The sequence below is a fragment of the Streptomyces sp. MH60 genome, from assembly GCF_002939385.1.
Taxonomy (GTDB): domain Bacteria; phylum Actinomycetota; class Actinomycetes; order Streptomycetales; family Streptomycetaceae; genus Streptomyces.
This window is the reverse complement of sequence record NZ_MULI01000049.1, coordinates 44341-53176: the sequence shown is the minus strand read 5'-3', so window position 1 is coordinate 53176 and position 8836 is coordinate 44341. Positions and strand designations below refer to the sequence as shown.

The following is an 8836-nucleotide window of genomic DNA, read 5'->3' as shown; positions in this document are numbered from 1 at the left end:
CCCCGGCCGCCCCGACACCCGCGGTCTCGCCGAGCCCGGCCCCGCCGAGGGACTCCACACGGGCGCCCGGCACCGGTCCCGCACTGCCGACCGAGGACCCCGCCCCGTCCGCCGCCACGCCGTCGCCCTCCGAGCCGTCGGTTTCCGAGCCGTCGGCCGAGCCGAGCGACCCGCCCGTCGGGCAGGCACCGTCGGGCGCGCCCGGTACCGTGGCGCCCACGCCCACGCCTTCGGCGCCCGACCCCGCCGAGCAGGGCGGCCCGGCCGCCGCGGACGGCGCGGCTGCTACAACAGGGCGATGATCTATCACGTGGTTCCGCTCGCCGAGTGGAACGCCGACCCGGGGCAGCCGTACGCGCCCGCCTCCCTCGCGGAGGACGGGTTCGTCCACTGCTCGCCCGACGAGGAGACCACGCTCGCCGTCGTCAACGCCTTCTACCGCGCCGCGCCCCGGCCGCTGGTGGCGCTCCTCCTGGACGAGGACCGGCTCACCGCGAGGTGCGAGTGGGAGGCCGCCGATCCCGCGCCGCCCCCGGGCGTCGCCGCGGGCACGCGCTTCCCGCACGTGTTCGGCCCCCTCGACCGCGCGGCCGTCCAGCGCGTGCTGGCGGTCCGCTGGGACGACGGGGGCCGGGCCACGGGACTGTCCTGACCTCAGTGGTCCTCGGGGACGGCGGTCCCGCCGAGCAGCGCGGACGCCGTCTCGACCGGCGTGGGGGCCGGCGCCGAGGGCGCGGGCTCGGCGCCGGGGGCGGGGTGGCAGGTGAAGCCGAGGCGGGCCATGGCCCGGGTCACCTCGCCGCCGGAGAAGTCGCGCCGGTCCTGCCGGGTGATGACCTCGCCCACCTGCTTGACGGGGTAGCGGCGACGGCCGATCGTGACCGACTCACCGGTGACGGCCTCGGGCGTGACGCCCTTCATCGAGTCCAGCACCCCGCCCTTGGTGAGGTCGAACGGGTACCGGGCGATGACACAGCGCATGATTGCCTCCACAAGCGGGACGGGGCGGGGGGTGGGTCCGGTCGGTCCCGGGGCGGGGCGTCCCAGGAGCCTTCCAGGGTTTTCCGGTGGTGTCCGGGGGGTTGTCCGAACGGTCTCAGGCGGCCGAGCCGGTCGAACCGCCCGTGGACTGGCGGCGCGGCCTGCGGCGCGGGGCCTCACCGGCGGGCCGCCCCTGGCCGGTGCGCGGCTGCGCGGAGCCGGAGCGGGTGGCCTGGGCACCGGTGCCCTGTCCGCCGGCGCGTCCCTGCGAGGAACGGCCGCGGCGGCCGCGGGACGAGGAACCCGAACCGGCGGCGGTGCGCCGGGGGCGCTCCACGACCGGCGCGGCGATGACGACGGGGACCCCGGAGGGGGTCTGCGCACCGGTGATGCGGGCCAGGTCGGCCTCGCCGGAGCGGACCGGGGTGACCTGCGGGGTGATACCGGCCAGGGACATCAGCCGGGTCATCTCGCGCCGCTGGTCCGGCGTCACCAGGGTGACGACGCTGCCGGACTCGCCGGCCCGGGCGGTACGGCCGCCCCGGTGCAGGTAGTCCTTGTGGTCGCCGGGCGGGTCCACGTTGACGACCAGGTCGAGGTTGTCGACGTGGATGCCGCGGGCCGCGACGTTGGTCGCCACCAGCGCCGTCACCTGCCCGTCCTTGAACTGGGCGAGGGTCCGGGTGCGCTGCGGCTGGGACTTGCCGCCGTGCAGTCCGGCGGCGCGCACCCCGCTCTTCAGCAGCTGCTTCACCAGCCGGTCCACCCGGTGCTTGGTGTCCAGGAACATGATGACCCGGCCGTCGCGGGCCGCGATCTCCACGGTCGCGCGCTGCTTGTCCTCGTCGTGCACGTGCAGCACGTGGTGCTCCATCGTGGTGACGGCACCGGCCGAGGGGTCGACGGAGTGGACCACCGGGTCGGTCAGGTAGCGGCGGACCAGCCGGTCGACGTTGCGGTCGAGGGTGGCCGAGAACAGCATCCGCTGCCCGTCCGGCTGTACCTGGTCGAGCAGGGCGGTGACCTGCGGCATGAAGCCCATGTCGGTCATCTGGTCGGCCTCGTCCAGCACCGTGATGGTGACGTCGCCCAGGGCGCAGTCGCCGCGGTCGATGAGGTCCTTGAGCCGTCCGGGCGTCGCGACGACGACCTCCGCGCCGGAGCGCAGCGCCCCGGCCTGCCGGCCGATCGACATGCCGCCGACCACGGTGGCCGACCTGAGGCCGACGGCGCGGGCGTACGGGCTGAGCGCGTCGGTGACCTGCTGGGCCAGCTCACGGGTGGGGACGAGGACCAGGGCGAGCGGACGCCGCGGCTCGGCGCGCTTGCCGGCCGTACGGGCCAGCAGGGCCAGACCGAAGGCGAGCGTCTTGCCCGAGCCGGTGCGGCCGCGGCCCAGTACGTCCCGTCCGGCCAGGGAGTTCGGCAGGGTGGCCGCCTGGATCGGGAACGGCACGGTCACGCCCTGGTCGCCGAGGGCGGCCAGCATGCGGGCCGGCAGGTCGAGTTCGGCGAACGTCTCGACGGCGGGCAGCGCCGGGGTGACCGTCTTCGGCAGCGCGAACTCGCCGCCCTGGGGGGCGGCGGCCGGACGGCGGCCGGAGTTCTGCGGGCGGCCGGCCGACCGGGAGCGACGGGGGCCTTCGCCGGAGCGCCTGCGGTCGTTGGTGCGTGTGCGGTTCATGGGGAACCTTCCTTGATATGGCACGTATCAAGGGAGACCCGCAGCGGACGAGCGGCGCAGGGAATCGCAAGAACGAGCCGACCCGGTCGATTTCGGCGCGGTGCGCCGAGTGGACCGGGAGAATTGGTGAATTGCGGGAAACGCGGGTGAATCGAATGCGCGGGGGGAAATCGGTGCCCCCCGCGGCGGGGCCGGGCGGCGGGCGCCCGGAAACGCGGCGAGCTGGGGCCCGCACCCCAAGGTGCGGGCCCCAGCTGCGGAGTATGCGTGAGCGTCAGGCCGGGGTGATGTTCTCGGCCGTCGGGCCCTTCTGGCCCTGCGCGATGTCGAAGGTCACCTTCTGACCCTCGAGCAGCTCGCGGAAGCCCTGCGCGTTGATGTTCGAGTAGTGGGCGAAGACGTCGGGGCCGCCGCCGTCCTGCTCGATGAAGCCGAAGCCCTTTTCGGCGTTGAACCACTTCACGGTGCCGGAAGCCATGTTTTCTCCTTCGGTACGGTGCTCGGAGTTCACCCTGTGTGCACTCCGGTCGCCGTGATGATCACCCCGTCGGAAAAAACCTTCAGGCAACCAACCACAACTGCAACTTCCCTCGACACTAGCACGCCGTGATCGGCCGGGTCCCGGCGATAATCTTGGCCGATCGGCTGCCCGGGGAATATTCCCGGGACGGCGACGGATTTTCTCCCGCCGTCGCGGCAGATATCGCCCCGGACCTGCCCCGGACACCCCCGTACCGAGACAAAGGACACGTTCGTACGGGCGGTCAGCCGAGGTCGGCCAGGTCCTCCGCGGTGAGGGTGATCGAACCGGCGGCCGTGTTCTCCTCCAGGTGGGCCGCGGAGCCGGTGCCGGGGATGGCCAGGGTGACGGGCGAGGAGGCGAGCAGCCAGGCCAGGGCGATCTGCGGCACCGTGGCGCCGTGCCGGTCCGCGACCTTGGCGATGCGGTCCCCGCGGATGTCGCTCAGGCCGCCGCCCAGCGGGAAGTACGGCACATAGGCGATGCCGGCCTCCTCGCAGCGGGCCAGCACCTCCGTGTCGTCGCGTTTGTCGGTGTGGAAGTGGTTCTGGACGGCCGCCACGGGGGCGATCGCCCGCGCTTCGGTGAGGTGCCCGGCGTCCACGTGACTGAGTCCCAGGTGCCGGATCAGGCCCTCCTCGCGCAGTGCGGCCAGCGCCTCGAAGCGGGCGGCGACGGACTCGCCGTGCGGTGGCGGTTCGATGCCGCCGATGCGGAGGTAGACCAGGTCGAGTCGGTCGACGCCCAGGCTCTCCAGGTTCTCCTCGACCAGTGCCCGCAGCGCGCCCGGGTCGGTGGTCGCCTCCAGACCGCCGTCCGGGGTGCGCAGCGGGCCGACCTTGGTGGCGATCACCAGGCCCTCCGGGTAGGGGTGCAGGGCCTCGCGGATCAGGTCGTTGGCGCGGACCGAGCCGTCGTCGCTGGTGTAGAAGGCGGCGGTGTCGATGTGGTCGACGCCGAGTTCCACGGCACGGCGCAGTACGGCGCGGCCGGTCTCCGGGTCGCGGGCCGGACCGTGGAAGCTGTTGGTGGGCAGGCGCATGGCTCCGAAGCCGAGCCGCCCGATCGGAAGGTCGCCACCGAGGCGGAAGTCGTTGCTCATGGCCTCACCCTGCGCGGCACGCCCCCGGCCGACGAGACCGTGGCAGCTTGCTGCCAAGCGACCGGCAGCCGCCCCACCGGACCGTGGTGAAGGGGGAGGGCGGGCGCCCGGCCGACGGGCCGTCCGGAACCCACCGGGGAGACGTCGCGGTGCCCGCCCGCCGCGATCGCCGCGACCCCGGCGGCCCGCGAGGGCCCACGCGGCACAATGGCCGTATGGCAGAGAGCATGACGGTGCACGGTGATACAGAGTTGCTGGCCCGTGCCGGGCATCTCTTCTCCTCCGTCCGGGAGGAGTTCGTCTGCGCCGCCCGCGACCTCGACACCTGGCCCCGCCCCGCCGCCCGGCAGGTCGCCCAGGCACGGGTGCGGGACAGCGGCGCTTCGCGCGTCCGCAAGCTGCTCAGCCCCGCCGCGCTGGCCGACGAGGGCGGCAGGGCGCATCTGGGCGAGCTGGCCGCCCGGGGTGCCCGGGTGCGGATCGCCGCCAGTGCCCTGCCGCACGAGACGATCATCATCGACCGGCGCTGGGCGATCCTCGCCGGAGCGGACTCGCCCGGCGGCCGCGCGTACACCGTGACCGGTGCGCCGACCCTGGTCGGCGGCGTGCACGCCCTGTTCGAAGCCGCCTGGGAGGCGGCCACCGACCTCGCGTCGTTCCTCCGGGGCGAGCAGCCGCGGCTCGACGCCGGGAGCCGGACGGTGCTGCGCGCGCTCGGCTCGGGCGCCACCGACGAGGCCGCCGCGCGGGAACTGGGCATGTCGCTGCGCACCTACCGGCGCCGGGTCGCCGAACTGCTCGACGCCCTCGACGCCGGATCGCGGTTCCAGGCGGGGGTGCGGGCGGGCGAACTGGGACTGAGCGGCTGACGGCACCACGGCCGAACGGTCCGCGCGGAACGGTCCGCGCGGAACGGTTCGCGCGGAACGGTTCGGTGTCCGGTTGCGTCGTCCCCTTTCAGGGTGCGGCGGGCGTGCCCCGGGGAGGGGCGGCGCGGTGGGTGGCACGGACGGGTTCGCCAAGTGGACGCGATGGTTCGAGGACGAGCGCGAGCGCAGAGCGGCGCGGGGCGACCCGGACTGGGCGCGGGGCGCCGTGCTGCACCGGGCGGTGTGGGCCGGCATCCAGCGCTTCCAGGTCGGCGAGGACGGTGACGGCGCGAACCTCGTCGCCAAGGCGGAGGAGGCGGGCGACGCCGACTACACGCGGGCCGTGCGGCTCTTCGTCGCCGAGGAGCAGAACCACGCCCGGCTCCTGGCCCGGCTGCTGGCCGCGGGCGGCAGGCCGACGCTGAGCGGCCACTGGAGCGACACCGCCTTCGTACGGCTGCGGCGGCTGCTGGGCCTGCGCACGGAACTGCTGGTGCTGATGATCGCCGAGGTCGTGGCGCTGCGCTACTACCGCGCCCTGCGGGACGGCACCGACGACGTGCTGACCTCGGAGGTGGCGGGCCGGATCCTGGCCGACGAGCGGCGCCACGTCCCCTTCCACTGCGCGCGGCTGCACGACTCGCTGGCCGAACTCCCCGCCGTGACGCGACGCCCCGTGATGGCCCTGTGGCGGCTGCTCCTCCTCGCCGCCACCCTCGTCGTCGTCGCCGACCACGGCGCGGGGCTGCGCCGCCTCGGCGTCGGACGGTGCCGTTTCGCGGCCGACGTCATGGCCTCGTCCGCCGAGGTGGTCCGCGCCGTACTGTCCCCGCGGCCGGACGCGTGGACCGCCGGCGCCTGAGGCCCGGCGGCGGGGGCGGACGGTCAGTTTTCGAGAAGCACCGCGGGCCCGCTCGCCCCTACCGTCGAGGACATGAACTCCATCGACTCCGTCACCCTCGAGGTGGCCGACACCGAGGCCGCCGCACGCTTCTACTCCGACGCCTTCGGACTCGACGGATCGCGGGTGCGGGTCCGCGCCGGTGACGCCCCGACGAGCGGGTTCCGCGGCTTCACGCTGTCGCTCGTGGTGGCCCAGCCCGGCAACGTCGACGCGCTGTTCTCCGCCGCCGTCGACGCCGGCGCCACCGTCCTCAAGCCCGCCGCGAAGTCGCTGTGGGGCTACGGCGGGGTCGTCCAGGCACCCGACGGCACGGTCTGGCAGATCGCGACGTCGGCGAAGAAGGACACCGCCCCGGTCACCCGCGACGTCGACGAGATCGTGCTCCTCCTGGGCGTCGAGGACGTCAGGGCCACCAAGCGGTTCTACGTCGAGCAGGGCCTGACCGTCGGCAAGAGCTTCGGCGGGAAGTACGTCGAGTTCGCCACCGGCCCGGGCACCGTCAAGCTCTCCCTCTACAAGCGCCGGGCCCTCGCCAAGGTCGCGGGCGTGTCCGCCGAGGGCACCGGTTCGCACCGTCTCGTCGTCGCCGGCGGGACCCGCCCGTTCGACGACCCGGACGGCTTCACCTGGCAGCCGGAACTCAGCCACTGATGGGCTAGTTTCCTGTGCATGTCATCACGGGAAACTCCGCGAATACCCGGGGGCGGGACGCGGGCAGGACTCTGGGCCGTGGCGGGTGCGGCGACCCTCGCGTTCCTCATAGCCCTGGAGATCGCCGCGCGCCGCTACGGCCTGCCGGGGCCGATGACCAACCAGGCCAAGGAGCTGGTGTTCGCCCCCGCGTCGGGGCCCCTGCTCTACGCCGGTCTGGCGCTGACGATGGTGGTCCTGACCTGGCGGCAGCGGTTCGTCGCGGCGGCCGTCGCGGTCGGCATCGACCTCACCATCGCGCTGGTGCGGTGGGCGGCGGACGCCACCGTGTCCGGCAGCCACTGCTTCGGCAACGGCGCGCTGTGGGTGGTCCTGGGCTGCGGAGTCGTCGCCGTGACGCGGCGCACCGGATCCGAACGGATCCTCCTGCTGAAGGGCGTCGGGCTCGGCCTCCTGCTGGTGGCCGGGCGCAAGACGGGCGACGCCTGGCTGCTGATCACCTCGAAGACCCGCCCCGACGTCCTCGACCCGTACGTGGCGACCGCCGACCACGCGCTGGGGAACCCGTCGTGGCTGATGGGACGGGCCGTGCAGGCCACCGGAGCGGTCGGTGAGCTCGTACTGGACTGGGTCTACGTCCAGCTCGCGGTGGCCGCGGTCGTGGTCGCGCTGTACCAGCTGCGCAACGTGGCGGCCGAGCGCCGGTTCCCGCGCCACCACCTGGTCCGCACCTTTCTGCTGATCGGTCTGCTCGGGCCGGGCATCTACATGATCTTCCCGGTGGTCGGTCCGGTCTTCGCCTACGGCACCGGGGCCTTCGGCACCGGCGGCGCGGAGTGGGCGATCGCCGACCTGTGGCCGCACACGCCCCCGCCGATCGGCGCGCCCCACCCCTTCACGTACGACGGGGTCACCCCCCGCAACTGCATGCCCAGCCTGCACACGGCGTGGGCCACCGTGATCTTCATCCACTCCCGGAAGGGCCCGCGCGTCCTGCGCTGGGCGGGAACGTTCTGGCTGGTCGCCACGCTCACCGCGACGCTGGGATTCGGCTACCACTACGCCATCGACCTCGTCGCCGGAGTGGTGTTCGCGGTCACGGTCGAGGCGGGACTGCGTGCCCTGGACCGCGGCTGGGACCGGTCGGGAAGCCTGCTGGTCGCCCACGGGGCGCTGGTGTTCACCGCGATCCTGGCGTCGACGCGCTACCTGTCGCTGGAGATGGCCCGGCACCCGTGGCTCTTCGGGCCGCTCCTGCTGCTGGGGATGGCCTCGGTGATCCACGGCTACGTACGGACCACGAAGGGCTGGGAACCGGTGACCGTGCCGCCGCCGGCCCGTCCGGAACCGCAACTCGAAGCGGCCTGAGGGGACGCGCGGCGCCGGCGGCCCGGACCGCCACCGGCGTGCGCCGCGCGGCACCACACCCGGTCACCCGCCCTCAAGCCCCCGGACCAGTACCTTGCACCCATGCCTGATCTGAGCCCCTCCTCCCCCGCCGAGGCCTACGCGGCGTTGCTGCAGGGCAACGCCCGCTTCGTGAGCGGTGACCGACTGCACCCCAACCAGGACGCCGACCGCCGGTCGGAGCTGGCCCCGCGCCAGCATCCGTTCGCGGTGCTCTTCGGATGCTCGGACTCGCGGCTCGCGGCCGAGATCATCTTCGACCGGGGGCTGGGTGACCTGTTCGTGGTGCGGACGGCCGGCCATGTGGCGGGCGCGGAGGTGCTGGGCAGTGTCGAGTACGGCGTCGACGTGCTGGGCGCGCCGCTCGTGGTGGTGCTCGGGCACGACTCCTGCGGCGCGGTCACCGCGGCCGCCGAGGCCGTGCAGGGCGGCACCGCGCCGGCCGGTTACCTCGGGGACGTGGTGGAGCGGGTGATCCCGAGCGTGCTCGCGGGGCGCGCCCGGGGCCGTACCGGGATCGACGAGTTCGTGGACGAGCACATCCGCCGGAGCGTCGACGGGCTGGTGGGCCGCTCGGCGCTGCTGGCGGCCGAGGTGGCCGCGGGCCGGTGCGCGGTCGTCGGCCTGTCCTACCGCCTGGCCGGGGGAACGGTGAAGCGCGTGGCGGCCCACGGGCTCCCGGAGTAGCCGACCGCCCCCGGTGCCTCCGTGGTGCCAC

10 protein-coding genes and 1 pseudogene are annotated in these 8836 nt (G+C 74.1%); 6 read left to right on the top strand and 5 right to left on the bottom strand.

The features are described from left to right. Nucleotides 1-220: pseudogene (locus BZZ08_RS39055) on the bottom strand (hypothetical protein); the annotation flags it as partial. Between the two features lie 78 nt (nt 221-298). Here BZZ08_RS39055 and BZZ08_RS25835 point away from each other — a divergent pair. After that, nucleotides 299-652 (top strand): DUF952 domain-containing protein, encoded by a 354-nt coding sequence (locus BZZ08_RS25835; protein ID WP_104634649.1) that lies wholly within the window; start codon nt 299-301, stop codon nt 650-652. A gap of 2 nt (nt 653-654) precedes the next feature. Here the strand turns inward: BZZ08_RS25835 and BZZ08_RS25830 are convergent, their stop codons facing one another. The 4 genes from BZZ08_RS25830 to BZZ08_RS25815 all read right to left on the bottom strand — a co-directional run bounded on the left by BZZ08_RS25830 (nt 655) and on the right by BZZ08_RS25815 (nt 4287). Continuing rightward, nucleotides 655-981: an SCO5918 family protein gene (locus tag BZZ08_RS25830; protein ID WP_104634648.1), complete on the bottom strand. Its 327-nt coding sequence runs from the start codon at nt 979-981 to the stop codon at nt 655-657. Between the two features lie 115 nt (nt 982-1096). After that, the gene (locus tag BZZ08_RS25825; RefSeq protein WP_104634647.1) at nt 1097-2665 is read right to left on the bottom strand and encodes a DEAD/DEAH box helicase; all 1569 of its coding nucleotides are present in this window, start codon (nt 2663-2665) and stop codon (nt 1097-1099) included. A gap of 274 nt (nt 2666-2939) precedes the next feature. Continuing rightward, nucleotides 2940-3143 (bottom strand): cold-shock protein, encoded by a 204-nt coding sequence (locus BZZ08_RS25820; RefSeq protein WP_003975209.1) that lies wholly within the window; start codon nt 3141-3143, stop codon nt 2940-2942. A 286-nt stretch (nt 3144-3429) separates the two neighbouring features. Then, complete coding sequence (locus BZZ08_RS25815) at nt 3430-4287, bottom strand: aldo/keto reductase (RefSeq protein ID WP_104634646.1); 858 nt, start codon at nt 4285-4287, stop codon at nt 3430-3432. A 215-nt stretch (nt 4288-4502) separates the two neighbouring features. Between BZZ08_RS25815 and BZZ08_RS25810 the strand changes: the two genes are divergently transcribed. From BZZ08_RS25810 to BZZ08_RS25790, 5 genes are all read left to right on the top strand, one after another. Beyond that, nucleotides 4503-5156 (top strand): response regulator transcription factor, encoded by a 654-nt coding sequence (locus tag BZZ08_RS25810; protein WP_104634645.1) that lies wholly within the window; start codon nt 4503-4505, stop codon nt 5154-5156. Between the two features lie 127 nt (nt 5157-5283). Beyond that, the gene (locus tag BZZ08_RS25805; protein WP_104634644.1) at nt 5284-6018 is read left to right on the top strand and encodes a hypothetical protein; all 735 of its coding nucleotides are present in this window, start codon (nt 5284-5286) and stop codon (nt 6016-6018) included. Between the two features lie 72 nt (nt 6019-6090). Then, complete coding sequence (locus BZZ08_RS25800) at nt 6091-6711, top strand: VOC family protein (protein WP_104634643.1); 621 nt, start codon at nt 6091-6093, stop codon at nt 6709-6711. Nucleotides 6712-6789: 78 nt separating this feature from the next. After that, nucleotides 6790-8079 (top strand): phosphatase PAP2 family protein, encoded by a 1290-nt coding sequence (locus BZZ08_RS25795; RefSeq protein ID WP_104634642.1) that lies wholly within the window; start codon nt 6790-6792, stop codon nt 8077-8079. A 102-nt stretch (nt 8080-8181) separates the two neighbouring features. Continuing rightward, the gene (locus BZZ08_RS25790; RefSeq protein WP_104634641.1) at nt 8182-8805 is read left to right on the top strand and encodes a carbonic anhydrase; all 624 of its coding nucleotides are present in this window, start codon (nt 8182-8184) and stop codon (nt 8803-8805) included. Nucleotides 8806-8836 lie beyond the last annotated feature (31 nt).

What these genes read in the sequence shown, in the direction of transcription:
- BZZ08_RS25825 (WP_104634647.1), bottom strand. Translation starts at nt 2,665, where the DNA reads ATGAACCGCACACGCACCAACGACCGCAGGCGCTCCGGCGAAGGCCCC.
- BZZ08_RS25820 (WP_003975209.1), bottom strand. Translation starts at nt 3,143, where the DNA reads ATGGCTTCCGGCACCGTGAAGTGGTTCAACGCCGAAAAGGGCTTCGGC.
- BZZ08_RS25810 (WP_104634645.1), top strand. Translation starts at nt 4,503, where the DNA reads ATGGCAGAGAGCATGACGGTGCACGGTGATACAGAGTTGCTGGCCCGT.
- BZZ08_RS25835 (WP_104634649.1), top strand. Translation starts at nt 299, where the DNA reads ATGATCTATCACGTGGTTCCGCTCGCCGAGTGGAACGCCGACCCGGGG.
- BZZ08_RS25790 (WP_104634641.1), top strand. Translation starts at nt 8,182, where the DNA reads ATGCCTGATCTGAGCCCCTCCTCCCCCGCCGAGGCCTACGCGGCGTTG.
- BZZ08_RS25815 (WP_104634646.1), bottom strand. Translation starts at nt 4,287, where the DNA reads ATGAGCAACGACTTCCGCCTCGGTGGCGACCTTCCGATCGGGCGGCTC.
- BZZ08_RS25800 (WP_104634643.1), top strand. Translation starts at nt 6,091, where the DNA reads ATGAACTCCATCGACTCCGTCACCCTCGAGGTGGCCGACACCGAGGCC.
- BZZ08_RS25830 (WP_104634648.1), bottom strand. Translation starts at nt 981, where the DNA reads ATGCGCTGTGTCATCGCCCGGTACCCGTTCGACCTCACCAAGGGCGGG.